The 24,000-nt window shown below is 63.3% G+C and carries 25 protein-coding genes and 1 pseudogene; 6 read left to right on the forward strand and 20 right to left on the reverse strand.

Annotated elements, in window-relative coordinates:
- A pseudogene (locus tag AAHM38_RS20910) lies at positions 1-370 on the reverse strand (hypothetical protein); the annotation flags it as partial.
- A gap of 348 nt (positions 371-718) precedes the next feature.
- Between AAHM38_RS20910 and AAHM38_RS20915 the strand changes: the two are divergent.
- The 5 genes from AAHM38_RS20915 to AAHM38_RS20935 all read left to right on the forward strand — a co-directional run bounded on the left by AAHM38_RS20915 (position 719) and on the right by AAHM38_RS20935 (position 5,691).
- Positions 719-961, forward strand: coding sequence for a hypothetical protein (locus tag AAHM38_RS20915; protein ID WP_125472887.1), 243 nt, complete (start codon positions 719-721; stop codon positions 959-961).
- A gap of 253 nt (positions 962-1,214) precedes the next feature.
- The gene (groES, locus tag AAHM38_RS20920; protein ID WP_009238929.1) at positions 1,215-1,505 is read left to right on the forward strand and encodes a co-chaperone GroES; all 291 of its coding nucleotides are present in this window, start codon (positions 1,215-1,217) and stop codon (positions 1,503-1,505) included.
- Positions 1,506-1,606: 101 nt separating this feature from the next.
- Complete coding sequence (gene groL / locus AAHM38_RS20925; protein WP_009238928.1) at positions 1,607-3,250, forward strand: chaperonin GroEL; 1,644 nt, start codon at positions 1,607-1,609, stop codon at positions 3,248-3,250.
- 230 nt (positions 3,251-3,480) lie between these two features.
- Positions 3,481-4,563 carry a YjgN family protein gene (locus AAHM38_RS20930; RefSeq protein WP_116577038.1) on the forward strand — a complete coding sequence of 361 codons (1,083 nt, stop codon included), beginning with the start codon at positions 3,481-3,483 and terminating at the stop codon, positions 4,561-4,563.
- Between the two features lie 27 nt (positions 4,564-4,590).
- Positions 4,591-5,691, forward strand: a complete 1,101-nt coding sequence (locus AAHM38_RS20935; protein WP_116577039.1) for a M48 family metallopeptidase — start codon at positions 4,591-4,593, stop codon at positions 5,689-5,691.
- A gap of 19 nt (positions 5,692-5,710) precedes the next feature.
- On the opposite strand, the gene AAHM38_RS20940 is transcribed toward AAHM38_RS20935, so the two are convergent.
- From AAHM38_RS20940 to AAHM38_RS21030, 19 genes are all read right to left on the reverse strand, one after another.
- The gene (locus AAHM38_RS20940; protein WP_116577040.1) at positions 5,711-6,139 is read right to left on the reverse strand and encodes a GtrA family protein; all 429 of its coding nucleotides are present in this window, start codon (positions 6,137-6,139) and stop codon (positions 5,711-5,713) included.
- A 19-nt stretch (positions 6,140-6,158) separates the two neighbouring features.
- Positions 6,159-7,232 (reverse strand): glycosyltransferase family 2 protein, encoded by a 1,074-nt coding sequence (locus AAHM38_RS20945; RefSeq protein WP_012761310.1) that lies wholly within the window; start codon positions 7,230-7,232, stop codon positions 6,159-6,161.
- 56 nt (positions 7,233-7,288) lie between these two features.
- Complete coding sequence (locus tag AAHM38_RS20950; protein ID WP_116577052.1) at positions 7,289-8,587, reverse strand: glycosyltransferase family 87 protein; 1,299 nt, start codon at positions 8,585-8,587, stop codon at positions 7,289-7,291.
- A gap of 22 nt (positions 8,588-8,609) precedes the next feature.
- The gene (locus AAHM38_RS20955) at positions 8,610-9,644 is read right to left on the reverse strand and encodes a TadG family pilus assembly protein (RefSeq protein ID WP_116577041.1); all 1,035 of its coding nucleotides are present in this window, start codon (positions 9,642-9,644) and stop codon (positions 8,610-8,612) included.
- A 38-nt stretch (positions 9,645-9,682) separates the two neighbouring features.
- Positions 9,683-10,156, reverse strand: coding sequence for a TadE/TadG family type IV pilus assembly protein (locus AAHM38_RS20960; RefSeq protein WP_009238921.1), 474 nt, complete (start codon positions 10,154-10,156; stop codon positions 9,683-9,685).
- 24 nt (positions 10,157-10,180) lie between these two features.
- Positions 10,181-11,122 carry a type II secretion system F family protein gene (locus AAHM38_RS20965; protein ID WP_012761313.1) on the reverse strand — a complete coding sequence of 314 codons (942 nt, stop codon included), beginning with the start codon at positions 11,120-11,122 and terminating at the stop codon, positions 10,181-10,183.
- 50 nt (positions 11,123-11,172) lie between these two features.
- Positions 11,173-12,150 carry a type II secretion system F family protein gene (locus AAHM38_RS20970; RefSeq protein ID WP_012761314.1) on the reverse strand — a complete coding sequence of 326 codons (978 nt, stop codon included), beginning with the start codon at positions 12,148-12,150 and terminating at the stop codon, positions 11,173-11,175.
- Between the two features lie 11 nt (positions 12,151-12,161).
- Positions 12,162-13,526, reverse strand: coding sequence for a CpaF family protein (locus tag AAHM38_RS20975; protein WP_012761315.1), 1,365 nt, complete (start codon positions 13,524-13,526; stop codon positions 12,162-12,164).
- A 41-nt stretch (positions 13,527-13,567) separates the two neighbouring features.
- Positions 13,568-14,761 (reverse strand): AAA family ATPase, encoded by a 1,194-nt coding sequence (locus AAHM38_RS20980; RefSeq protein WP_009238917.1) that lies wholly within the window; start codon positions 14,759-14,761, stop codon positions 13,568-13,570.
- Positions 14,762-14,820: 59 nt separating this feature from the next.
- Entirely contained in the window at positions 14,821-15,129 is a 309-nt protein-coding gene (locus tag AAHM38_RS20985; protein ID WP_116577042.1) for a hypothetical protein, read from the reverse strand.
- 32 nt (positions 15,130-15,161) lie between these two features.
- Positions 15,162-16,973 carry a type II and III secretion system protein family protein gene (locus tag AAHM38_RS20990; RefSeq protein ID WP_009238915.1) on the reverse strand — a complete coding sequence of 604 codons (1,812 nt, stop codon included), beginning with the start codon at positions 16,971-16,973 and terminating at the stop codon, positions 15,162-15,164.
- 118 nt (positions 16,974-17,091) lie between these two features.
- The gene (gene cpaB, locus AAHM38_RS20995; RefSeq protein WP_009238914.1) at positions 17,092-17,943 is read right to left on the reverse strand and encodes a Flp pilus assembly protein CpaB; all 852 of its coding nucleotides are present in this window, start codon (positions 17,941-17,943) and stop codon (positions 17,092-17,094) included.
- A 357-nt stretch (positions 17,944-18,300) separates the two neighbouring features.
- A complete protein-coding gene (locus tag AAHM38_RS21000; protein WP_009238913.1) occupies positions 18,301-18,840 on the reverse strand; it encodes an A24 family peptidase in 540 nt (179 codons plus the stop codon).
- 128 nt (positions 18,841-18,968) lie between these two features.
- Positions 18,969-19,145, reverse strand: a complete 177-nt coding sequence (locus AAHM38_RS21005) for a Flp family type IVb pilin (RefSeq protein WP_009238912.1) — start codon at positions 19,143-19,145, stop codon at positions 18,969-18,971.
- Between the two features lie 516 nt (positions 19,146-19,661).
- Positions 19,662-19,937, reverse strand: coding sequence for a pilus assembly protein (locus AAHM38_RS21010; RefSeq protein ID WP_179817669.1), 276 nt, complete (start codon positions 19,935-19,937; stop codon positions 19,662-19,664).
- A 624-nt stretch (positions 19,938-20,561) separates the two neighbouring features.
- The gene (locus AAHM38_RS21015) at positions 20,562-21,086 is read right to left on the reverse strand and encodes a TPM domain-containing protein (RefSeq protein ID WP_009238910.1); all 525 of its coding nucleotides are present in this window, start codon (positions 21,084-21,086) and stop codon (positions 20,562-20,564) included.
- A 15-nt stretch (positions 21,087-21,101) separates the two neighbouring features.
- Complete coding sequence (locus AAHM38_RS21020; protein ID WP_116577043.1) at positions 21,102-21,965, reverse strand: TPM domain-containing protein; 864 nt, start codon at positions 21,963-21,965, stop codon at positions 21,102-21,104.
- Between the two features lie 13 nt (positions 21,966-21,978).
- Positions 21,979-22,605, reverse strand: coding sequence for a LemA family protein (locus AAHM38_RS21025; protein ID WP_116577044.1), 627 nt, complete (start codon positions 22,603-22,605; stop codon positions 21,979-21,981).
- A 106-nt stretch (positions 22,606-22,711) separates the two neighbouring features.
- On the reverse strand, positions 22,712-22,915 hold the full coding sequence (locus tag AAHM38_RS21030) for a hypothetical protein (protein ID WP_116577045.1): 204 nt from the start codon (positions 22,913-22,915) through the stop codon (positions 22,712-22,714).
- Between the two features lie 91 nt (positions 22,916-23,006).
- Here AAHM38_RS21030 and dapA point away from each other — a divergent pair, with 91 nt between their 5' ends.
- Positions 23,007-23,915, forward strand: a complete 909-nt coding sequence (gene dapA, locus AAHM38_RS21035; RefSeq protein WP_116577046.1) for a 4-hydroxy-tetrahydrodipicolinate synthase — start codon at positions 23,007-23,009, stop codon at positions 23,913-23,915.
- The last annotated feature ends 85 nt before the right edge of the window (positions 23,916-24,000 follow it).

A 24,000-nucleotide genomic window follows, 5' to 3' on the forward strand; every position in this document is an offset into this window, starting at 1 on the left:
AGACAAACGTCGACACAAGAATATTTCTCCAACGGCCGGAGTCCACTGTTCTTGCTGTACATGGCTGGTACGTCGAAAACGAGGGGATTGTCGTCTGCATGCGCGATATCACGCGTGCAACGGAGTTGGATACCCTCGCACACAACATGGCGATGGCACGTTTTCGCGCTACTGGAGTCAGTTCTTCGTGTGTCTGGAAATAGAAGGCTGCAAAGACGGCCGCCAGTGGCGCGAAGCGCCGATTTCGAGTGCCCGCAACTAGCGCTGCTGGCAGCGCACCAATGCGAACAAGGCTATGGACTTGTTTTGTAGTCAGGCCGGCCATGAACGCGATCTCGGCCGCAGAACCGGTCTTCTCGTCTGTTGACATGGCTCTCTCGACAGCCGTTAGTCAGTTGGAGCGTCGCTGCGCTTTCGGCTTTGACTTCTGGTCTGGACCAACTGGTTGTCGTCGAAGTCGAGCGCGCTATTGATCCGCAAGTGCCGACGCCCAACTAGATGCAGCACCGTTTCGATTGATGTCTGAGCCCCGGCAGCCAGCTTGCAGATTTGGATGCCCTCCGGATGGGCTAGGGCAATCACGATGACTCGACTCGTTAGCTTGGAGGGGAGTCGACTTCTGGCGTGCCTCAGTAAAATCGACGCACGTACGTGGCGTTTGGTCTCCACCAATACCAACTTCCCTTGGGCGAGTTCTTTTTCAAACAGAGACACGGGTATGTTCGAAGAGCGTCGCAACCACATGGTCGCGCGGCTCAACGCAATCGACGGCATCCACTGTGATATGCCCGATGGCGCCTTCTACGTGTTCGCCTCTGTCGCGGGGTTGATTGGGCTGTCGATGCCGGATGGCAAGCCGTTCCAGACAGACGTTGACGTCGCCGAATGGCCCCGCAGTCTGCCGCGGGGACGCAAGCAATGGTGCTCTTCCTGGGGCGCGTCTTGTGTGCTAACTAACTGAAATATAAGGTTTTTCCTATTTTCGGCGCGCCATGCTGCGTCAGAGAGTTCCACATTGAGTGACCAAAGTTCCAGATTGAGTGAATCTCGACATCCACTACGCCCGTTCTTGAAATCGTCATACCCCGTCCCTATAATTAGCACTCGCCGGACAGGAGTGCTAACAATGCCTCCGGTCCCGATGCTTTCCCGATGCGCCGCGTCTTGCGGCGCGTTTTGTGAATAAACACTCACTTTGCATTGAGGAGTTGTGTATGAACCTGCGTCCTTTGCACGACCGCGTGATCGTGAAGCGCCTGGACAACGAAACCAAGACCGCTTCGGGCATCGTCATCCCTGACGCCGCCGCTGAAAAGCCGGATCAAGGCGAAGTGCTGGCCGTCGGCCCGGGCAAGAAAGACGACAAGGGCAATGCGATCGCGCTGGACGTAAAGGTCGGCGACCGCGTGCTGTTCGGCAAGTACGCCGGCCAGGGCGTCAAGGTGGATGGTCAGGAAGTCCTGGTCATGCGCGAAGAAGACATCATGGCCGTGGTGCAAAAGTAAGCACGCGCTCCGCCGCATCGCTTACCCGTAACCCAATCCTCATTGCCGGCGCCGCTGACTGAGCGCGCGGGCAACATCCAAAGATCTCGGAGATTCTCAAGATGGCAGCTAAAGACGTAGTGTTCGGCGACGCCGCACGTGCCAAGATGGTCGAAGGCGTGAACATTCTCGCCAACGCAGTGAAGGTGACCCTGGGCCCGAAGGGCCGCAACGTGGTGCTGGAGCGCAGCTTCGGTGGCCCGACCGTGACCAAGGACGGTGTGTCGGTCGCCAAGGAAATCGAGCTGAAGGACAAGCTGCAGAACATGGGCGCGCAAATGGTCAAGGAAGTCGCTTCCAAGACCAGCGATAACGCCGGTGACGGCACCACCACCGCAACGGTGCTGGCCCAGTCGATCGTGCGCGAAGGCATGAAGTACGTTGCCGCCGGCATGAACCCGATGGACCTGAAGCGCGGTATCGACAAGGCTGTGACGGCCGCTGTCGAAGAGCTGAAGAAGATCAGCAAGCCGACGACCACCAGCAAGGAAATCGCTCAAGTTGGCGCCATCTCGGCCAACAGCGACGAATCCATCGGCCAGCGCATCGCTGAAGCCATGGACAAGGTCGGCAAGGAAGGCGTGATCACGGTGGAAGACGGCAAGTCGCTGGCCGACGAGCTGGACGTCGTGGAAGGCATGCAGTTTGACCGCGGCTACCTGTCGCCGTACTTCATCAACAACCCGGAAAAGCAAGTTGTTCAGCTGGACAACCCGTTCGTGCTGCTGTTCGACAAGAAGATCAGCAACATCCGCGACCTGCTGCCGGTGCTGGAGCAAGTGGCCAAGGCTGGCCGTCCGCTGCTGATCATCGCTGAAGACGTTGAAGGCGAAGCCCTGGCAACGCTGGTGGTGAATAACATCCGTGGCATCCTGAAGACCGCCGCCGTGAAGGCTCCGGGCTTCGGCGACCGCCGCAAGGCCATGCTGGAAGACATCGCCATCCTGACGGGCGGCCAGGTCATCGCTGAAGAAGTCGGCCTGACCCTGGAAAAGGCAACCCTGAACGACCTGGGCCAAGCCAAGCGCGTTGAAATCGGCAAGGAAAACACCACGATCATTGATGGCGCAGGCGATGCCCGCAACATCGAAGCCCGCGTGAAGCAAGTGCGCGCCCAGATCGAAGAAGCGACCTCGGACTACGACCGTGAAAAGCTGCAAGAGCGCGTGGCCAAGCTGGCCGGCGGTGTTGCCGTGATCAAGGTCGGCGCTGCCACCGAAGTCGAAATGAAGGAAAAGAAGGCCCGCGTGGAAGATGCTCTGCACGCAACGCGCGCTGCCGTGGAAGAAGGCATCGTGGCTGGTGGCGGTGTTGCACTGCTGCGTGCCCGTGCGCTGATCTCCGGCCTGAAGGGTGCGAACGCTGACCAAGACGCCGGTATCAAGATCGTGTTGCGCGCCATGGAAGAGCCGCTGCGCCAGATCGTCACCAACGCTGGCGACGAGGCTTCGGTTGTGGTGTCGAAGGTCATCGAAGGCAAGGGCAACTACGGCTACAACGCCGCCACCGGCGAGTACGGTGACCTGGTCGAAATGGGCGTGCTGGACCCGACCAAGGTGACCCGCACCGCGTTGCAGAACGCCGCTTCGGTCGCTTCGCTGATGCTGACGACGGATTGCGCCGTGGCAGAACTGCCGAAGGACGATGCAGCTCCGGCAATGCCGGGCGGCATGGGTGGCATGGGCGGCATGGACGGCATGATGTAATTTGCCGTACCGGCCCTGGCCCGGCCATCCTTCGGGATGGTTGTTCCAAACAAAGAACCCCGTGGGTGCGAGCCCGCGGGGTTTTTTGTTGGTCGCTTTGTTAAGACGGTGTTAACGCTGCAAAGCAGCGGCCTTCGCTACAATCGGCCCACCCGCGAGCCTCAGCGTCCTCAAGTCTCGATGAGCGTCCTGAAGCGGGGCACGACAACAACTCAGGGAAGGGAAAACAGATGAACGACATCGCACGCGAGCCCGTCCTGGGCAGCGCCCCTGGTGGTCCCACCGCGGCTGCGCCGCAACCCTTGCGGCTGCGCTTTACCGGCAGCGGCTCGGAATATTTCCGCATCTGGATCGTCAACCTGCTGCTGACCATCGTCACGCTGGGCATCTACTCGGCCTGGGCGAAGGTGCGCACGCTGCAGTATTTCTATCGCAACACGCAACTGGCGGGGTCCAGCTTCGATTATCACGGCAGCCCGATCGCCATTCTCAAGGGCCGCGCGATCATTTTCGTGCTGGCGTTTGCGTTCAACCTGCTCGGTCATTCGTCGCCGCTGCTGGGGCTGGCGCTGCTGATCGTGATGGCTGCGGCGTTTCCGTGGCTGCTCGTGCGCTCGCTGCGTTTTCGCATGGCCAATTCCAGCTACCGCGGCCTGCGCTTTGCCTTTACGGGCAAGGATGCCGAGGGCTACATGGTGTTTCTGGTGTGGCCGATCTTGAGCGTGCTGTCGCTGTATCTGCTCGCACCGCTGGCGCACCAGCGCTTCAAGCGCTTCCAGCACACGAACACGCGCTTCGGTACCGCGCAGTTCGATTTTTCGGGCACGCCGGGCAACTTCTATGGCGTGTATCTGCGCACCTTCGGGCTGGCGATCCTGGCGCTCGTGGTGGCCTCGTGCCTCGCGTTGCTGCTGGGCGTGTCGTTGCACCGTGCGCCGGACGTGGGCCAGATCTTCGGCTTCATCGTCATCGGCCTGTTCATGTATGCCGCGATGCTGTTCCTGACGCCGTATTTCCTGTCGCGCCTGCAGAACTTGATCTGGAACCAGACCACGCTGGGCGCGCACCGCTTCCAAAGCCAGGTGGGCGCGGGCAAGCTGTTCTGGATCTTCGTGTCCAATGCGGTGCTGATCCTGATCACCATCGGCTTGTTCACGCCGTTTGCCCGCGTGCGTACGGCACGCTACAAGCTCGACTCGGTGACGATGCTCGCGGCCGGTCCGCTCGATACCTTCGTTGCCGGCGAAACCACCAACGTGGGCGCCCTGGGCGACGCGACGGTGGACTGGTACGACATCGATATCGCGCTGTAAGCGCGCGGCAAGGCAAGGGCACCCGCTGTGATTCTCGCGACCTACTTCGACGGCCGTACTTCGCGCGCGCAACCCGTGCGCCTTGCCGTCGAGGCGGGCGAGGCGGTGCTGTTCGAGCCTGAAGGGACGGTGCTGCGCCGCGCGCCGCTCTCTACGCTGCGGGTGTCGGAGCGCGTCAAGCATGCACCGCGCCTGATCACCTTCGAAGACGGCGCGTTTTGCGAGATCAACGACCCGGCGGAGCAGACGTCGCTGAATGTGCTGCTGCATCGCACCGGCTATCGCGAGGGCTGGGTTGTGGTGGCGCAGAACAGCTGGAAGCTGGCACTGGGCTCGCTGCTGGCCACGGTCGTGGTGCTGGCGCTGGGCTATCGCTACGGCTTGCCGTGGGGTGCGAGGGTCGTGGCCAATATGGTGCCTCAGCATGCCGAGGCGCAGCTCGGGCGCGGCACGCTCAAAGCCATGGACGAACGTTGGCTCCGGCCCAGCAAGCTGCCCGCCGCGCAGCAGGACCGCATCCGCGCACGCTTTGCAGCACTGCACAGGCCGCCGCAGGCCACGCACACGTACCACATCGTGTTTAGGGATGCCGACATCGGCGCCAATGCGTTTGCGCTGCCAGGTGGCGACATCGTCATGACGGATGCGCTGGTCAAGCTGGTGGGCGAGGGCGATGGCCTGACGGGTGTGCTGGCCCACGAGGCGGGTCACGTTGAATATCGCCATGGGCTGCGGCAGGTGATTCAGTCATCGGCCATTGGGGCAACGGCGGCGCTGCTGTTTGGCGATGTCTCGACGATCCTGTCAGGCGTGCCGGCGGCGCTGCTGACGCTGCGCTATTCGCGTGACTACGAGCGCGACGCCGACCGCTATGCCGCGCTGCTGCTGCAGGAGAACGGCCTGTCTGTCGGCGCGTTTGCCGATGTGCTGCGGGCGCTGGAAGACACGCACGGCGGCACGCGCAAGGCAGACGCCACCGATGCCGCCAAGAAGCCTGAACCCGCCAGCGATGACGATGCCTCGGCGTTTTTCTCGTCGCACCCGCTGACTCGCGAGCGCATCGATACGCTGCGCCGCTTCGACCGCACGCACGGCGGCAGCGGGAGCGACAGCGGCGACGCGGATTGATCGGGAGGAAGCAGCCGCGTCAGCGGAACGTCCAGAACCGGTGCAGCACAAAGGTCAGCGGCGGCACCGTCGACAGGATGCCCACCAGCCCGATCCAATAGCTCAGGCCCAGCGTCTGCGCGCACCACGAAATCGCAAGCGTCAATGCCAGGCCGAGCAGCGAGACGGCGTAGAAGCGCAGGAAATTGGCGCGGGCCGGCTTGGCCGAAAAACTCCATAGCGCATTCAGCAGGTACGAACACACGTTGGCGCAGACAAAGGCTGCGCCGTTGGCTGTGACCTGCGTTGCAGAGACGCCGCTGATGAGCGCCGTGGCGATCGCCACATGCACGCCGGTGGCGACGACCCCTGACACCCCAAAGCGGAACACGCGGATCAGCAACATGCGATCCGGCAGCGGCAGCACGCCGGCCAAGGTGCTCATGACGCTCGATTCTGCGTGTCGCATGATGCGTCTCCGGTTGGCCTCAACGCCGTGCGGCATGGCTGCGCTGGCGTTCTCCTTGCGGCTGACGCGGGCGAGCGCTGGCAATCGGAATGACTTGCCGGTTGTTGATGCTCGGTACGCGGGTGCGCGGGCGCCGCTCCTGATAGCGGCGCTTGACGAGGTAGATGGGGCGGCCCTTCGCTTCGTCATAGATGCGGCCGACGTATTCGCCGATCATTCCCAGGCCGATCATCTGCAGCCCGCCGAAGAACAGCATCAGCGACAGCTCCGAGGCGTAGCCGGGCACCACCACGCCGAAGATCATCGTGCGCAGGATGATGAACGCGCCATAGCAGAACGCCAGCGCAGCAACGAGCGCACCGAGATACGTCCAGCTACGCAACGGCAGCGTGCTGAAACTCGTGATGCCTTCCAGCGCGAAGTTCCACAGCCGCCAGCCGGAGAACTTTGACGTGCCTGCGCTGCGTTTCTCACGCTCGTACTGCACGATGACCGTGCTGAAACCGACCCAGGCAAACAGGCCCTTCATGAAGCGGTGCCGCTCGGGCAGTTGCTTGAGCGCGTTGACCACGGCGCGGTCCATCAGCCGGAAGTCGCCCACGTTCTCAGGCAGCTTCAGGTCGGACAGGCGATTGTGGATGCGGTAATAAGCGGCGGCTGTCACGCGCTTGAGGAACGAATCGCATGCGCGGTTGGCGCGCTGTGCGAGCACGACTTCGGCGCCTTTGCGCCAGTGCGCGACCAGCGTGGGGATCAGCTCCGGCGGGTCTTGCAGGTCCGCATCGATGGGGATGACGGCATCGCCCTGTGCCTCGTCCAGGCCGGCGGTCAGTGCCGCTTCCTTGCCGAAATTGCGGGTCAGGTCGACCACACGAACGCGGGGGTCAGCATGCGATACGGCGACGAGCTTGGGGAGCGTGTCGTCGGCGCTGCCGTCGTTTACGCACACGATCTCGAACTGCATGCCATCGATCGATTCGAGGATCGGGACCACGCGGGCGAAGAACAGATGCAGCGCTTCGCCTTCGTTGTAGAACGGCGCGACGAGGGAAAGTAGTGGCGCGTCGTGTGGGTCTTGATGATTCGGCTGCATGGCTTCCCCCAAAAAATGTGATGCTTCCAAGGCAGACTCTCGCGGTCTGTCCATGTCTATCGGTTGGGTTTTGCTGGCTGCGTTGCGCGTGCCCGCAGGTTTGTTTGCAGTGGGGAGGCGAGCGCCGCGCCGTGCTCGGCGTACATGGTTGCCCGCCGCACGACCAGCACCGCCATGGCAACGAACACAAGCGGGCCAATCTGCGGCAGCTTGCACAGAGGATTGACGAACTCGAACAGCGGCAGCAGCCACGCCAGCACCAGTACGAACCGTTCCCTGCCGGACAACCCAAATCGTGTGCCGTGGCTGACGACGCCCGCGACCGCGACGAGCAACCAGGTGAGCTCGTACGCGCGCAGGTACGGTGAGGTCAGCATCGTGGCGGTCGCCAACATGGCGATGCGCAGGCCGTTATCGGAGATGCGGCGCCAGACGTACACCAGTGCACCAACGGCGATGATGGCTGCTGTCATCTGAATCGCGTGTGCCACCGAGACACCCAGGCCGGCCGCGCGCGCGGCGGCGAGGAAGGTGGGCATCACGTACCACGACGCGCCGCCATCATCGATCATGTTTTCTTGCGCCCAGCGCACGCTCTCAAGAAAGGCCGGCACTGTCTTCCAGCCGCACACGGCAATGCTGACGCCAGCAAATCCCAGCACCGTGGCGGCTGCGCTTGCCAGTGTTCTCCACGCACGTGATGCGAGCAGCACGATCGGGAAGAGCATCGCCAACTGGGGCTTGATCGCCAGCAGGCCGATGGCCACACCGGCCAGCACCGGTCGTTTGTCTTGCCATGTGAGCGCCATGGCTGCCAACCCTGCAGTCAGCATGGAGTTCTGGCCCATCAACACCGTCACGAACACTGCGGGCGAGCCGACTACCGTCACCCAGGCTCGGTGATGCGGCATTACGCGATTGCCCAGGAGGCCGAGCGTCGCTTTCACATAGAAGAGACCGGTGGCCAGCATGAACACCAGATAGCTTGGCCAGAAAGGCAGCAGTGCCAGCGGCAGCACTACCAGCAGGAAGGTCGGCGGATACAGCCATGGCAGAAGCCTGTCGCTGCCCGAGGCCAGCGTGCCGAACTGATGGATAACCGCCATCATGCGGTTCAGGTCGTACGCCTGCAGCGTGCCATCGTGGAGGGCAATGTATGAAGCCCCCCAGAACACGGAGAAATCCGACCCCACGCCAGTGATGCGCCGGTCCGTAAACCCATCGCTCACCCAGGCGCCGATTGAAAAAAGGGCAAGGATGAGCAGCAGCATCGCCGTGCTGCCCATGCGTACGGTATCCGCGTTGATCCAATGGCGCTGCGGCTTGATGGCTTGGCTCGGGTGCTGGTGGCGCATGATCTTCCCCTGGTGCATCGCGTCAGTTGGCGAGCCGCGGCGGCACGTATGCGCCGTAGTACGGGCCCGATCCGCCGCCGCTGTTCACGACCCGTTGATTAGCGGTGAAGTGGCCTTCGATATAAGACTTGTTGCCGTGCTTGACCACGTTGGTAATAACAAAGCCCGCAAAGGCATAGACGGGTGTGGTCGCCCCCGGTGAAACAGTGGTTACCACTGGCATGGTGACTGTGGTCGGATAGCTGATCGCGTCATATACGCTGGCCTTTACGCCGTTCGAAATATTGATGTTGCTGCCGATGCTGACGGGCGTCGGGTTGCCGCTGGTCACGAGGCTCTTCTCGGTGCTGGCATCCGTTGCTCCGCCGAAGCCTGTCCACTCACCGCTGGCGCAGGTCGCGCTGCCCGGGGGGTAGCTGGAGTTGATGTCGATCACATAGGGCTGCCCGGTGGATGGATCGTTCACGGGCTGGCCCGTGCTGGAGTTCCAGTACAGATCGAACAGGCATTTGTTCAGCGCAACCGGGAACAGCGCTCCGGCGTTTGCCGTGCCCGGTGCGGCAATCACCGCCACGGCAGTTGTCTGCACGCTTGCAGCGGCACCGTTGAAGATCGACGCCAGCCATGTGCCCACCGGTCCGCCGTTTTTCCCGCTGCTGCGGCTGATGGTGACCTGCACGGCCGGCACGTCGTTCGCGCCCGGCGTGATGGTCTGGGCTTGCAACCCGGCGGGCGAGCCGGTGAGGTTCCAGTAGCCGGCCTGGACCGAGCCGTCTTTGAGCGTGGCACCGCTGGAAGCGTTGAGCTTGATGGCACTGGTGCCTTGCGATACGCCGTTGCTCCAGTTCGGCTTCGGACTTGCCGGGTAGAGGCCGGCAGCGCCGGCCAGGGCAGCTGCATCGGCAGCGTTCTGCAGTTCATTGCGGATCACGTACAGGTAGCCGAGGTCGATCGCTATGGTGCCGATCGACAGGATGACTAGCATCAGAACGGGCGCCATTACCCCAACGACGCCACGTTGGCGCCGCGCGCAGGTTCGATATGTCCGGATGTTCATGGCGAGCCTCGTATCAGGGAGGGCAGGATGGGTGCGGTTCATTCGCACAGCATGGTCGTCTGCGAGTTCAATGAGATGGAGCCCGTGAACGGTGCCAGCGCCTTGGCCAGAGCCAGGCCGGTGAACGAGTACGACACTGTTACCGTGAGCGGATTGCCGGAGCCGGCGCACGGGGTGACGGAAGCCACCGTGCAGTTGGCGGCGCTGCCGAACGTCACCAGCCGGTTCTGGCAATAGCTGGTGGCCACCCCCTGGACCTGGCTGTTGGTTCGCGCGGGAGAAGTGAAGGCAACGCCGTAACGTGCGGCCTCGCGGGCAGCGTTGGTGATGACTGCCTTGTCGTACAGTGCGATACCGAATTCGACCACGCCGAAGATGGTCAGCAGCAGGATCGGGAAGATCAGCGAGAACTCGACGATAGCGGCGCCTTGCATCCGGTGGGCTCGGATTGGGCGGGCTGGGCGGTAGTTTGCCGGAACATGGCGAATGACCGGGTGATTGAGCGGATGCATGGCGATCTCCTGAGGAGGACGACGCTAGTTGTTGATGACCGAGCGCAGGCCCGCCATGATCTGGATGCCTGCCGGCCCGAGCAGCACCACGTAGAGCGCGGGGAACAGGCAGAAGATCAATGGGAACAGGACCTTGGTGCCGATCTTGGCGGCTCGTTCCTCGGCCAGCATCTGGCGCTTGGTGCGCAGCATGTCGGAGTGCACGCGAAGCGATTCTGCAACGCTGGTTCCAAAGCGGTCGGCCTGGATCAGCATCGCGACCAGCATGCTGACGTCTTCCACCCCGGTGCGTGCCGCAAAGTTGCGCAGTGCTTTCTCGCGGGCCAGGCCCGCCCGCAGTTCCAGCGTCAGGAGCTCATACTCGTGCGCCATGGCAGGACGGGCATCACGCATGTCTTCCACCACGCGCAGCACGGCGGAGTCCAGGCCCAGACCCGCTTCAACGCACACCATGATGAGGTCGAGGCTGTCTGGAAAGGCTTCGAAGATGTCGCGCTTGCGGCGCTTGATCTTCATGGCCAGCACGACGTTGGGCAGGTAGAAGCCGAAAAGCGCGCCTGCAAGCAGGGCGGCGAGGTAGGCCGTTTCATGATCGGAATCGAACCGGCGCACCAGCAGTAGGGACAGCACAAGGGGGATGCCACCGGCCAGCGCTGTCTTGATGCCAAAGTAGATCGGCACCGCCTCTGGCGAGCGCCAGCCGGCATGTACGAAGCGGGCCTTCAGCGCTGAGTCTTCCCAGCCCTCCTTGGGCAACGACGCGCGTGCGAGTGGCCTGGCGAGGCGCCCCAACTTGCGCAGCCAGTCGGAAGGCGCTTGCTTGGGAGCGAGGCCGGGCGACTCGCGGTCGATCTGCCCCAAGCGCTGTTGCAGGATGGTCGGGCGCACAACAAACAGCGCGATGAGCACGGCGCCAAACACGACGATGAACGTTCCGGCCAGCAATAGGGTGTGCGCGATCTGCATGTGCGTTCGGGAAGAGTCTCCCGCCTCCGGGTAGCGTTGTGCCTGATCGGTCAGATATGGATGCGGACGATCTGCCGGATCCACAGCATGCCCAGGCATGTCATGGTGATGGCGAACCACAGCAGACGAATTCCTGCATCGGTGGTCCACAGCGTCGACATCAACTCAGGGTTCAGCAGGTAGATCGCCAGGCCCATGACGGGCGGGAGCAAGGTCAGAATCCAGCCGCCCAGGCGGCCTTCGGCGGACAGCACGCGAACCTTGTCCAGCAATTGCAGGCGCTTGCGAATCAGTTTTCCCACGTTGTCCAGGATCTCTGCCAGGTTGCCGCCAGATTCACGCTGGATCAGGATGGCGATGACGAGGTAGCGCAGGTCATCCACCGGAACGCGGTCGGTGAGCCCCGCAAACGCGTCGCTCATCGAAACGCCAAAGTTGATCTGGCTGAAGACGATGGCCAGTTCCGCACCGATGGGGGCGGGCAACTCGGTCCCGGCCATCTCGAGTGCTGCGGGCAGTGAGTGACCCGCCCGCAGCGCGCGGCTGATGAGGTCCGTGGCTTCGGGCAACTGCGCTTCCAGCTTGAGCAGGCGCCGGGTACGACGATGCATGACATAGAGCGCAGGCAAGGATGCTCCGGCGAGCACGAACACCAGCAGCGTCATTGGGGGCGGGTCGAACAACGAGAAAACGATGGCGATCATTGCCGGCACCATCAGCGTCAATGCAAAGAAGCGCGAGACCGACCAATCAAGGCCGGACTGCAGCAGTCGGCGGTCCAGCGTCTGGATGCGCGGCAGTCGGCCGAGCATCGCCGCCACTTCCGGGGACTCACTCAGCATGCGCTGCTTGAGGATGCTGTCGGTGCCTCCGTGGCTGACACTGCTGGCGAGTGCCATCTTCAAGCGGTGGCTGAAACGCCGTGCCGCCGAGCTGTGCCGGGTATCCCACCACAGATAGACGGCCAACACGGCCAGCATCATGGCGATGAAGACCGACAGCGCAAAACCGATCACAAGCGGATCCATGGCGGCACTCCTCAGATTTCGTGCAGAACGGCTGGGTCGTAGAGCGTTTCCGGCAGCTGGATGCCGAACATCTTCAGGCGTTCCGAAAACTTGGGCCGCACGCCGGTGGCGCAAAAGTGACCACGGATGCGTCCGTCCTGGTCAATGCCTTTGCGGCGGAAGGCGAAGATCTCCTGCATGTTCACCACCTCGCCTTCCATGCCGGTGATCTCCTGCACGCTCATGAGCTTGCGAAAACCGTCGGTCAGGCGCGAGACCTGCAACACCACCGTGAGTGCAGAGGTGATCTGCTGCCGCATCGTGCGCGGTGGCAGTTGCATTCCTGCCATGCTGATCATGTTTTCCAGGCGGGTGAGTGCATCACGCGGTGTGTTGGCATGGATGGTGGCGAGCGACCCCTCATGTCCGGTGTTCATCGCGTGCAGCATGTCGAGCGCCTCCGCGCCGCGTACCTCGCCCAGGATGATGCGGTCGGGGCGCATGCGCAGCGCGTTCTTCACCAGGGCGCGCTGTGTGATCTCACCACGGCCTTCGATGTTGGCCGGGCGTGTTTCCAGACGCAGCACGTGGTTCTGACGCAGTTGCAGTTCAGCCGCGTCTTCAATGGTGACGATGCGCTCGTCCGGCGGGATGTAGCCCGAGAGAATGTTCAGCAGCGTGGTCTTGCCGCTGCCCGTGCCGCCCGAAATCAGGATGTTCAGCTTGGCCTTGACCATTGCATCGATCAACTGCGCCATGGCTGGCGTGAGCGTGTTGAAGCCGACGAGATCATCAATCGTCAGCGGATTCACCGCAAAGCGCCTGATCGACAGCAACGGGCCGTCGATTGCAGAAGGCGGAATGATAGCGTTGATACGGGACCCATCAGGCAGGCGCGCATCCACCATCGGGCTTGACTCGTCGATGCGGCGTCCGACTCTCGATACCATTTTCTCGATCACGCGCATCAGATGCGCATCGTCGAGAAACGTCACACTGGTCAGCTCGAGCTTGCCGCGCCGCTCCACATAGACGCGCTTGTACGTGTTGACGAGGATGTCGGAGACGGTGGGGTCTGCCAGCAACGTTTCGAGCGGGCCATAGCCGAGCATCTCGTCCTGTACGTCGTTCACCAGGCGGCGGCGCTCGGCCTCGTTGAGTTGATGCTTGCCTTCGTCGACGATGCGCTCCACCAGTTGGGCCAGCTCACGCTTGATCTGATCGGGTGCGAGTTGCTGCAGACGGCCCAGCTCCACGCGGTCGATGATGATCTGGTGGACGTCCATTGCGACTTGCTGATAGGCGGGGCTGGCCGGCATGCTGGCGCCATTCGCTTGTGCAACGCGCTGTGGCAGGGCTTCGCCGGCTTGCTGGAAGAGTTGTTCTCGCAGGGACATGATGCGCTCCACGTGGTCGTGACAAGTGTGGTGTGTGTGGGCTAAGCGCGAACGGGGGCCGGCACCTGGCTTGCGTGTCGGAAGAGCTTGCGCAACAGCCCGTCGCGCCGGTGCTGTGAGCCCGGAAACAGTTGCCGCGCCATGTCTGCCAGCGCGCGGGCGATCGGGCTGTTCTCGGCCAGCTGCAGCACCGGCATGCCTTGCGTGGTCGCGTCACGCACAGGCCCCGGGTCGTACGGCAGGATGTGCGCTACAGGCATGCCAAAGGCGCTCTCCATCATGTTTTGGCTGATGGGCATGTGCTTGTCGTACTGATTGATGACCAGCCGCAGCCGTTCTGCGCGATAGCCCAACGAATGGCAGATCTCCATCAGTTTTCGGCCAGCGCGCAGATAGGGGAGGCTGAGATGCAACACGGGGTAGATCACGTTGCTGTGATCGAGCACGACGATGGAGGCCGGATTGATGTCCTGCCCAACATCGAAGACCACCACGTCATACATTGACGCGGCTAGAGCGAGGATGCGCTCGAGGTGCGTTGCCTTGATCTCGCCGCTCTTGATCGGGTCTCCGGCGCCGGCCAGCACATCAAAGTCTTGCGACACGTGGGTGAGACAAGCGTCGAGCAGGGCTGCGTCGAGCCGATCAATCTGATTGCACACATTGGCCAGCGTGGCGGGGGGCGATTGATCGGTGAGCAGGAACGCGGCGTCGCCGTATTGCTGACAGAGATCGATCAGCAGCACACGCTTGCCGTGGCGGGCGCTGAGCACGTGGGCGAAGTTGGCTGCGATGAATGTCGTGCCACTGCCGCCTCGGCACGAAAGGAACGACACCACCTGCCCGTCATTGTGCGAGCTGGAGAGTGCGTGGCTGGTGCAACGCTGCACTTCGTCGCGAAACTCCTGCGCTTCAGGCGGCCACGGCAGCACGCATTGCACACCGGCACGCATGGCACGCATCAGCAGGTCTGCGGACGGTGCTTCGGTCAGGAGCATGCATAGTGTCTCGGGGTGCTCGCTGGACAGGCGGCGCAGTTGCTGGAGGTCGTCGCTGCTGAAGCGGCTGGCTTCCAGGATCAACAGGTCATTGCCTTGCCCGAGGTCAGGCCGAGTCAGTGCCTGAGACGGCGTGGCGCGCGTGCGTTGCACGACATGGTTCGCGGCCTGTGTAATCAACCCGGCCAGGTGCTGCAGGTGCGATTCGTCGGCGGATACGAGGGCGATCTTGGCCATTGCCTTGCTCCTGTAAGCCTTGCGTGGCGCGGCAGCAGCCTGGTGCGCCACAGGTTAGGTCACTTGCCCATGGAGTCCAGGCTATTGCCCGAACTGACGCCCACGGTGAACGCGCTGGCGTCCGACTGCGGCGCACGGTATTGAGTGTTGTAGCGGTCCATGGCGGACGTAGCAGCGCGTCCGTCGACACCGCTTACCGGGTCGCTGTTCAGCGAAGCATTCGGGTTCAGCGTCTGCATGACGCGTACCGTATGTACGGCCTCGCCGAAGTGCTTGTCGTAGACCGGCGTCGAGCTCATGCAGCCGGCCAGGGCGAGAGCCAGTCCGCTGCAGAGTCCGACACGCGCGAGCATCGAAATGGTGTTCATGGTTTTCTCCTTGACGATTGCTGGCGATGGGCTCAGTTGCCGGTGGATTGCTCGCCAGTCGCTACAAAGCGCCGTGTATCGCGGGGCGCGGTACTGGCGGCGGGGGCGACCGGAGTAACAGGAGCCGCCGGCGCCGCAGGTACGTTGGTAGGCGTCGGAGCTTGGGCGGACGGTCCTGGCGCTGCAGCGGGCTCTGCGGCGGCCTTTTCCGGGTTGGCGGCGGGGGCTGCAACTGCGGTTGGCTGGCTGGCGGGTGCCTGGACGTGGCCCTCCATGTTGCCGTTGAGGTACAGCTCGCCGCGGTTGATCGTTCCGAAGCTGTCGGTCGGAAGCGGATACTGAGCCGGCAGCGGCTTGACCAGCCGCGGTGTGACCACGAACAACAGCTCGGTCTGGTCTTGCTGGAAGCTGGTGCTGCGTGCCAATGAACCGATGATCGGCAGCTCGCCAATGCCCGGGAGTGCTTTCAGGCTGCCCGTGATGTTGTTCTTGATGAGGCCGCCAATGGCGAAGCTCTGGCCGTCATGCACCTGTAGCGTGGTCGACGCGCGGCGTGTGGTGATGAGCGGCAGGATCGACGTGTTGTTGCTGTTGGGCGCGGTGACAGCCACACCTGTGGGCGACAGTTCCGACACCTCGGGCGACACCTTCAGGTTGATGCGTCCGTTCTCCATGACCGTGGGGGTGAAGCGCAGGCCCACACCGAAGGTTTCTTCCTGCAGAACGATCGTGGCCACGCCGTTGGCGGCAGCGCCCTGCGCCACCGGGATGAACACCTTACCGCCCGCCAGGAAGCTGGCCTCTTGCCCGCTGATGGCCATCAGGCTCGGTTCGGCCAGCACCTTCACCAAGCCATCGCCCTTTTGCGCATCGAGCGCGAACTTGAGCGGCAAGTGGTTGGCCTTGCTGAAGTTGACGATGTCGCTCGAGCCCGAGAGGAAGTTGGCGATGGCCCCGAAAGACCAGCTACCGAACGCACCGTTCGCGTTGAACGCGGCGCCCATCTGGTCAATCAGCGTCTTGGACACCTCGGCCACCTTCACTTCCAGCATGACCTGCTGGGGTGCTTCGACCGTCATCATGTTGATGATGCGCGGGCTGCGCAGCGGTGCTCCGGGGCCGGCGGTGTGGAGCTGCTGGCCACCCTGGCCGGTCGCGTTCTGATCGCCCTCGTTGGGGCCGCGCGTGCGGCGCATGACAAAGGCGTTGGCAATGTCGACCACCTTTTGCGCCTGGACGGAATCGCTGACAGAGCCGCCGAGGACCAGGCTATCGGCGGCGGCCGACACCTGCACATTCCGGGCTTCGGGCATCAACTTGCGCAGCGTGGATTGCAGACCGCCTGGGTCGGCACCGACGGCCACGTCCACCACGCTGCACGACCCGCTGCGGCCCTGCACGATCATGTTGGTGGAGCCCACTTCCAGCCCCAGCACGTACAGCGTCTGCGGAGAGACGAGCATCGCCTGCACGACGTTCGGATTGCCGACGGTACGGCTTCGCACGGGCTCGGGCAGTTGCACCATCGTCGATTTGCCGACCGGCACCGTGACCTCGCTGTGCGAACGCATGGGGCCCGTGCAGTTTGGGCCCTTGCCGGCCGAGTCGCGGTTGGCTTCAGCGGAGGCGGGGCTGCCAATCGTGAGCTGGATTGGGCCGTTGGCCGCCATCTTCAGCGGCTTGCCCGGTGCTGCCGCATTGTTGGTCAGGATGGCGCTCTCGACGCCCACCTGGCCATGCGCCATACCCACGCACAGCACCCCCAGCGCGGCCGCCGCAAACGCCTTGCGTGTCAGGTACGGTCCGATGCAGCGCTTGGCGCTGCGATGAACGAGTCGGTCCATGACGATCCCCCAGATTGGTTGTTCTGCATGACAGAGCCGGTGCTCCATCTGACTCAGGACCCTCTTCACGGAGCCTCTCGTCTGTTTCTTCTTTTCTTCGCGCGATGCCTGCCGATGCTCAGAAGCACTCTTGGCTGTGCTGCACGCCGTTGATCACGCCCACGCAGTTGCCTGCGGACCGACGCTCGGCCACGCGATGCACGATCTGCACCGTCTTCACCACTGGCACCGCCACGGCCGTGCTCACGACGGGCTCTTTGAGGAGCGTGCTCTTGGTGGCGCCGGCAGTGACGTCATGCTGCGAGTCCACTTGGTTGCGCAACACCAGCGAGAGATTGCCGACGCTGCGTGCCAGATCGATCTTCTCGGCCTGCTCCGGCGTGACTTCCAGCGTGACGGCATTGACGACCTTGGGCTTGGTGTCGTCGCGGTTGACCTCCTGGGCCACAGCCAGCACGAGAATCTTTTCCAGCACGATCTTCGAGATCGACTGGTCATTGCGATCGGCGCCAGGCTTGGCTTCCCTGGAGTCCTGCTGCGTGTTGACGATGATGTCGACGTAGCTGCCCGGCAATGCGAAGCCCGCCACGCCCACCACGTCATTGACCCGTACGGTGATCGCGCGCTTGCCTTCGGCGATCACGGCTGACAGACCGCCTGCTGTCCCGACCGGCGTCAGCTTGGAGTCGAGCACCGGCTCGCCGCGCGTGAGGCTGGCGCGCACAACGCGGCCATCCAGCGCGTGCGGGTCGTTGATCGCCCCCGGGGGCAGGCTGGAGGCTGGCCAATCGACCAGCTTGATGGCCTCGGGCGACAGGCGCTGGCCCAGATCAATGTCCGTCGCCGCGACCGCGATCTTGGTGATGCCGCTGCCGCTTTGCTGCGTCAGCCAGCGCGACGCGAAGGCCACCGCCGCAAGCGCGGCAATCGTGGCAATGAGCAGCATGGAAAGGATGCGCAGGTTTTTCATTTCCCAACCCCTTCTGTCAGTGTTCAATCCCACCGCCACTTGGTTCGCAGGCAGGCGGGGGGTAAGCACGGCCGGCCAAGACGCCGGTCGTTTGCGCGGTGCTCGGGCGAAGGGGGCGGATGCCAGGACGGACGCGGACCGTCCGCATGGCGATGGGGCGCCGCACTGGTCCTGGCTTGCCCAATCGTTCGACTGCATTGACGCATTTCACTTCCCCCGCGTGGGCCGCTGTTGCGCGGCCCTTGAATGCCGTGGTATCTGATGCGTGCCTGGGACGTTGTTGACCGGTCGTGCCTGACCGGTGGTCGTCAGCTGTTCTTGCAGCGCTTGGGCACGCGCCAGAGTTCCTCCCCTCGACTACATCGCTCCCCACTTCACCAGCAACGTGCCTGCGGCAAACGCCACCGCATAAGGCAACTGGATCGTTCCACCGTGCTTCGGACCTTGCCCTTCTGCATGCACGGCCTTGCTGCCGAACGGGATTGACAGCAATAGCGCCGAGACCCCCGCCGCCGAGCGGCGTGCCTCCCGGCGCAGCAGCACCATGACGAGCGCCAGTACACCGCCCGCAAGAAAACTCACCAAGGCCACATGAAAGGCACCGAACGGCCCCATGAACGCGCCGATCGCGCCCATCAGTTTCACGTCGCCCGCGCCCATGCCACCGAGCACAAAGAACCCGAAGCACAAGCCAATGCCAACAGCGGCGCCGCCAAGCCAAGCTAGACAACCTGCGCCCACGCCGATTGCCATGCCCTGTGCTACGAGCGCGCTGACCAGACCCATGCCCACCAGCCAGTTCGGGATGCGGCGGGTGCGCACGTCGTACGCGGCGGCCGTAAGCACCAGCAGAATCAGGGCGAGATTGGCTAGGCTGAGGTGAGTCGAAGTGGTCATGGCACCGGTCCCCCGGGGGCACTGTCTTGTTTCCTGTCCGTGCGACGCCGTTGGCGCTGTCGGCCAGGATCGATTCGGCCGGATCAGGTCCGAGTTCTCCGGACCTGACCTGGGCACACAAACACTACTCAGGCGGCGGCCGTCGACAGCTGGGTCGCGATGGTGCTCCAGATGCTGCCGACGGCAGCCTTGACGGTGGGGCCAGAGGCCACCATCACCAGTGCCACAAATGCCAGCAGCAGTGCGTATTCCACGCCGGCTGCACCGTCTTCTTCGCGCACGAAACGCTTGATCATGGCTTTCATGTCCAACTCCTTTGGTCACGGTTCAAGGAAAAGCGCACCGCTGAAGATCGGGCGCGTTTTGGCCAGGCAAGCCGGCCAGGGTCGGATCGAGGGGGTTCGGGATTTCGCGAGCGAGTGCCGGCGCCATGCCAGCCAGGACCGGCACGTTCCAGTTCACTACGCGATAGACGAGGCTCCCCCGACTTCACCGCTGCCCAGGGGCGACGCGTGTGGCAAGCCACCCGCGCTGCCTCGCCGTGCGCATCGCCGCTGGTGCGACGGTTGCGCCATGGGTGTCGCGAATCGGCCGGTATGACCTTCAGGAACCGGTTCGCGCCCGGGCATACTGCAAAAACCACTACCTGCGATCGTCCGGCTACCGTGCCGGTGCGCTTCGCAATGGGCCTGTGTTCAATGGCACTGGCCCTGTTCTGAACTTCCCCAAGACACCAAATTGGGTGCCGTGTTCTTGTTGTCGCGACCGGCGCGTCGGTCCGTCACCACATGAGGTGCTTTGAGGCGCGCCGCTTGCCCGCTTCAGTCACCGTGGTGACCATGGCCGTTTCCGTTTCCGTTTCCGTTTCCGTTTCCGTTGTTGCCGTTGCCGTCATCGCTGCCGCCACCTCCGGATTGACGCGAGCTGGCCATCGACGACAACCCTGTCGACGTGTTGTTCCAGATCGCGCCGGTGGACGTTTTGACGCTCAGACGAAATCCGGCCATTGCCAAAGCGACGAACGTCAGCAGCAACGCGTGCTCAATGCCGGCAGCTCCGATGCTCTTGCGCTTGCTTCCTGCAGTCTTGGTTTTCACGTTGATCTCTCTGAAGCTTGGTCTGGAGTTTCCGGAACGGTCCGCCGCTATGTTGTGCGAAACATAAGAGCGACGACCGTGCCATTGCTGCTAAGTCCTTGATTTTCAATGGTTGAGCAGGCAGGTGAGCGTCTAGCCCAGGCAAAAGGCCGGCGCTTGTTTCCCCGGCGTCACGCGGAATTTGTGCCGCATGCAAGACAGCAAACGATGACGCACATGGGCTTTGCGCAAATGCCAAACGTGAAAGTGACGGATGCGCGTTGTGCGCTGCAAAAAGCCGCGGGTAAGCCCGCATCCGTGCCACCCGCGCCAATGCGTGCATTGCTGAAACATTGGGGCGCTTGCCAGGACAAGATGCGATGCGGTGCAGTCGTCCGGCTCGATGTGGCCGCAAGGTGTCTCGGGCGGGGTCTTGCAGGAAGAGAGGAGCGCTTTATCGGAGAGGTGGCCTACGGCGGAAGCTGGGCCTGATCTCGACGCCCGATGCGCGCGTAGCCAGCCCCTCGTATGGAAGGATTAGGCGCGTGGCTGACAGGGGTGGCGCGGCCGGGCGCGTCGAAACCGTTTCAGTTCTGAAACATGGCCCAGCACGGCAGGGGGAAAAATAAATGAAGCGTTGCGCCGTTACAGCACGACCGGCCGGTCGCTCAGCTCATTGGTGCGCGGCGTGCCATCGGAAGGCACGTGCGCGGCGAGGAGGTCGTTGATCTGCGCCAGCGCGTCGAGCACCGGCGCCATGGTCACGCGCTGCGCAAAGCCACGCGTGATGGTCTCGCAGATGGCGCGCCACGCGTGTGCGTCCACCTTGGCGGCGATACCGTGGTCGGCCAGGATCTCGACCGCGTGGTCGGCCAGGTTGATGTAGAGCAGCACGCCCACGTGCTCGCGCGTGTTCCACACCTCCAGCAGCCCGAACAACGTCCGGGCACGGTGCCGCGGCGACATCCCGGCCCAGGCGTCGCGCACGGGCAACGAGCTCTCGATGACGACGCGCACTTCGCCGCGATGGTGTTGTTCGCCTTCGCGCACGGCGGCTTCAAGCTTTTGCAGATCCGCCGGCGGAAACGCCCGCCTTGCATGCGACGAGGTTGTCAGCAGATGGGTCAGGGCACGGCGCGCGCCGTGGTGATGTCGGGTCGTGGAAGCCATGGATACGTTCACCGGTTACCAGTTGCCGGAGGCGCCACCGCCACCGAAATCACCACCACCCCCGCCGCTAAAACCGCCGCCTCCACCGCCGCCGCCACCGAAATCACCGCCGCCGCGTCCCCAGCCGCCGCCCAATCCACCGCCTAAGCCGCCAATGGTGCCCGGGCCCCAGCCGCGATTGCCCATCACCACGCGCGAGCCGGGCCGGCCGGGCAGGCTGCCCGTCACGCGCCCGCCCGAGCGCATGGCCGCGCTGAGCACGAAGAACACGATGATCGCCAGCGGAAACAGCACCGGCAGCCAATCACCGATGCCGCCGCCGGATTGCTGACGCTTCGCCCGCTCGGCAGGCGGCAGGCTCTCTTGTGCAATGACGGTCTGGATGGCCGAGATACCTGCCGACAGCCCGCCGTAGAAATCGCCCTGGCGGAAGTGCGGCGCCATCACGTCCTGTAGGACACGCTTGGATTGCGCGTCGGTCAGCGCACCTTCCAGCCCGCGCCCCACCTCAATGCGCATCTTGCGCAGCGATGCCGGATTGTCCTTGGCGATGAGGATGATCGCGCCGTCGTCCACGCCCTTGCGGCCGGCCTTCCACGCATCGGCCACGCGGATGCCGTACGCCTCGATGGGTTCCGGCGCGGTAGACGGCACCATCAGCACGAAGATCTGGCTGCCGCGCTGCTGTTCGTAATCGGCCAGCACCTGCTCGAGCGCGCTCTTCTGTTCGGCGCTGAGCGTGCCGGTCAGGTCGGTCACGCGCGCGGCCAGCGGCGGCACGGCCACCATGTCGGTTTGCGCGCGCGCAGGCAACGCGGCGGCCAGCCACAGGGCTGCAGTGAGCAGGAAGGCGAAACAGGCACGCGCGCGCATCGACATGATCGTCAGCTCGTCAGAACTTCACTGCCGGGGCGGTGGAAATCCCCTTCTCGTTCTCGACCGTGAAGTTCGGCTTGACCTGGTAGCCCATCACCTTGGCCGTCAGGTTGGTCGGGAAGCTACGGGCCAGCACGTTGTAGTCCTGTACCGATTTGATGTAGCGTTGGCGCGCCACGGTGATGCGGTTCTCGGTGCCTTCGAGCTGCGATTGCAGATCACGGAACGACTGGTCAGCCTTGAGCTGCGGGTAGTTCTCCGACACGGCCATCAGGCGCGACAGCGCGCTCGAAAGCTCCCCCTGCACCTGCTGGAATTTCTGAAATGCCGCCGGGTCGTTCAGCACCTCCGGCGTGATCTGGAAGCTGGTGGCTGCCGCGCGCGCTTTGGTTACGGCCTCCAGCGTGTCCTTTTCGTGGGACGCATAGCCCTTGACCGTATTCACCAGGTTCGGAATTAGGTCCGCACGACGCTGGTATTGGTTGACCACCTCGGCCCAGGCCGCCTTGGTGGCTTCGTCCTTCGCCTGGAAATCGTTGTAGCCGCACGCAGACAGGAATGGCACAACCAGCACGGCCAACGACAGCGCCAGCCAGCGCAGCACCGAAAAACGCGTCGAGCGGAAGGTCAGGGCAGGGGTCATGAAATCCTCTAGATCTTGAATCCGAAAAGAATGTGGCATGAGACCGACGTCGTTACATGACGTTTCAGCGCACTGTAGCTTATGCGCTTGACGCTCCAGTCACACATCAGTACGGTATGGAGACTTTTTTGACAATTTCCATGCGCGTGATTTCCCGTCCCTCGTCGATCAGCACGGCACCGGCCTTCAGCCTGTCGGTCGTGTCGACGCTCGCGCGCGCCAAAAAAGCCACCAAACAGCCGCTCGTCTGACCGGAGCGCTGTTCCGTCAGATGGGCGACGGAACAGCGGTTGACCGATACGTTAGACACGGTTGCCTCTCACCCGCATCTCGCGGGGCCGCATTCCCGAAGCGCTTCTGACGGTTCTTGACCGGTCGTTGATTCGTCCAGGAGTGAAGTCGTGCTTGAAAATTCATCCATCAATCTGTACACCCGCGAGCGTCCGTCTTATGCGGGCATCTGGGTGCCCATCGTGACGCCGTTTGCCGATGACGCGGCACGGTCGGTGGACCACGGCGCCCTGTATACATTAGTGGTGCGGTATCGCGAGCTGGGCGTCGCGGGTTTCGTGGCGTGTGGCAGTACCGGTGAAGCCGCTGCGCTGACGGACCAAGAACAGGCCGACGTGCTCGATACGGTACGTGCCGCCGCCGACGGCTTACCCGTAGTGATGGGCGTCTCGGGCAGCGCCCTCGCATCTGTACGCGAGCGGATGCTGCGCCTCGCTGAGCATCGGCCGGCAGCGTTCCTGATTCCCGCGCCTTTCTACATTCGGCCATCGCAGGACGGGATCATCGAATACTTCACCGCACTGGCCGACGCCTCGCCTGTGCCGGTGCTCTTGTACGACATTCCGTATCGCACCGGTGCAAACATCGACACCGAAACGCTGCTCGCGCTGGCGGCGCATCCGAACATCCACGGCATCAAGGATTGCGGCGGCGACGCGGACAAGACGCAGCGCCTGATCGCCGACGGGCGGTTGCAGGTGCTGGCCGGGGAAGATGCGCAGGTGTTCGGCACGCTGTGCGCCGGCGGTGTCGGGGCGATTATTGCTGCCGCGCATGTCCGCACGGAGCTGTTTGTCGAGATGGCAAGGGCGGTGCAAGAACAACGGTTGAACGATGCGCGGTGGTTGCATCATGCGCTGGCACCGGTGATTCGGTTGCTGTTTGCCGAGACGAATCCTGGACCTTTGAAGGCTTGGCTGGCTGCCGAGGGGTTGATTCGCAATGTGTTGCGGGCGCCGATGATGATGGCTTCCGAGGGTTTGGGGCGGGAGTTAGGGGAGGTGGTTGGACGGGTTTGAGTTTTCTTGGTGGTTCATCCCCGTTTCAGTCCCGGCAGGGGATGAAACAGGGGATGCACCGCCAAGTCCCATCCCCCAAATACAA

This window comes from Ralstonia sp. OTU4908, from assembly GCF_038440115.1.
In the GTDB taxonomy this organism is placed as follows: domain Bacteria; phylum Pseudomonadota; class Gammaproteobacteria; order Burkholderiales; family Burkholderiaceae; genus Ralstonia; species Ralstonia pickettii.

Bases quoted from the DNA above. Each gene is read 5' to 3' on its own strand.
- AAHM38_RS20915 (WP_125472887.1), top strand. From the start codon at position 719: ATGTTCGAAGAGCGTCGCAACCACATGGTCGCGCGGCTCAACGCAATC.
- groES (WP_009238929.1), top strand. From the start codon at position 1,215: ATGAACCTGCGTCCTTTGCACGACCGCGTGATCGTGAAGCGCCTGGAC.
- groL (WP_009238928.1), top strand. From the start codon at position 1,607: ATGGCAGCTAAAGACGTAGTGTTCGGCGACGCCGCACGTGCCAAGATG.
- AAHM38_RS20930 (WP_116577038.1), top strand. From the start codon at position 3,481: ATGAACGACATCGCACGCGAGCCCGTCCTGGGCAGCGCCCCTGGTGGT.
- AAHM38_RS20940 (WP_116577040.1), bottom strand. From the start codon at position 6,139: ATGCGACACGCAGAATCGAGCGTCATGAGCACCTTGGCCGGCGTGCTG.
- AAHM38_RS20945 (WP_012761310.1), bottom strand. From the start codon at position 7,232: ATGCAGCCGAATCATCAAGACCCACACGACGCGCCACTACTTTCCCTC.
- AAHM38_RS20950 (WP_116577052.1), bottom strand. From the start codon at position 8,587: ATGCGCCACCAGCACCCGAGCCAAGCCATCAAGCCGCAGCGCCATTGG.
- AAHM38_RS20955 (WP_116577041.1), bottom strand. From the start codon at position 9,644: ATGAACATCCGGACATATCGAACCTGCGCGCGGCGCCAACGTGGCGTC.
- AAHM38_RS20960 (WP_009238921.1), bottom strand. From the start codon at position 10,156: ATGCATCCGCTCAATCACCCGGTCATTCGCCATGTTCCGGCAAACTAC.
- AAHM38_RS20965 (WP_012761313.1), bottom strand. From the start codon at position 11,122: ATGCAGATCGCGCACACCCTATTGCTGGCCGGAACGTTCATCGTCGTG.
- AAHM38_RS20970 (WP_012761314.1), bottom strand. From the start codon at position 12,150: ATGGATCCGCTTGTGATCGGTTTTGCGCTGTCGGTCTTCATCGCCATG.
- AAHM38_RS20975 (WP_012761315.1), bottom strand. From the start codon at position 13,526: ATGTCCCTGCGAGAACAACTCTTCCAGCAAGCCGGCGAAGCCCTGCCA.
- AAHM38_RS20980 (WP_009238917.1), bottom strand. From the start codon at position 14,761: ATGGCCAAGATCGCCCTCGTATCCGCCGACGAATCGCACCTGCAGCAC.
- AAHM38_RS20985 (WP_116577042.1), bottom strand. From the start codon at position 15,129: ATGAACACCATTTCGATGCTCGCGCGTGTCGGACTCTGCAGCGGACTG.
- AAHM38_RS20990 (WP_009238915.1), bottom strand. From the start codon at position 16,973: ATGGACCGACTCGTTCATCGCAGCGCCAAGCGCTGCATCGGACCGTAC.
- cpaB (WP_009238914.1), bottom strand. From the start codon at position 17,943: ATGAAAAACCTGCGCATCCTTTCCATGCTGCTCATTGCCACGATTGCC.
- AAHM38_RS21000 (WP_009238913.1), bottom strand. From the start codon at position 18,840: ATGACCACTTCGACTCACCTCAGCCTAGCCAATCTCGCCCTGATTCTG.
- AAHM38_RS21005 (WP_009238912.1), bottom strand. From the start codon at position 19,145: ATGAAAGCCATGATCAAGCGTTTCGTGCGCGAAGAAGACGGTGCAGCC.
- AAHM38_RS21015 (WP_009238910.1), bottom strand. From the start codon at position 21,086: ATGGCTTCCACGACCCGACATCACCACGGCGCGCGCCGTGCCCTGACC.
- AAHM38_RS21020 (WP_116577043.1), bottom strand. From the start codon at position 21,965: ATGTCGATGCGCGCGCGTGCCTGTTTCGCCTTCCTGCTCACTGCAGCC.
- AAHM38_RS21025 (WP_116577044.1), bottom strand. From the start codon at position 22,605: ATGACCCCTGCCCTGACCTTCCGCTCGACGCGTTTTTCGGTGCTGCGC.